This is a genomic window from Curtobacterium uvaldense (assembly GCF_028307415.1).
Lineage (GTDB): Bacteria > Actinomycetota > Actinomycetes > Actinomycetales > Microbacteriaceae > Curtobacterium.
Window position 1 is genome coordinate 1 of the sequence record NZ_JAQMHU010000080.1, and the last position, 233, is coordinate 233.

Genomic DNA, 233 nt, shown 5'->3' on the forward strand with positions numbered 1-233 from the left:
GCCCCGGTCGCATCCGTGCCGGACGTCCTCGGCGGCGACACCTCCGTCGCGCTCGACAGCAGCTTCACCGACGCGCTGACCTCGCTGGGTCTGACCCCGGGCGTCTCGGGCGACGCGAAGCTCGAGGACGGCGCCGTGTCGTTCCCGATCACCGCCGGCTCGGTCACCTACTGGAGCCCGGACGGCAACTACCGCCCCTACGTGCAGGGCCTGCTGAACCACAACGGTTCGGG

At 71.7% G+C, this 233-nt stretch carries 1 pseudogene; it reads left to right on the plus strand.

The features are described from left to right. Positions 1-15 precede the first annotated feature (15 nt). Positions 16-233 (plus strand): annotated as a pseudogene (locus tag PIJ49_RS16950) (hypothetical protein); the annotation flags it as partial.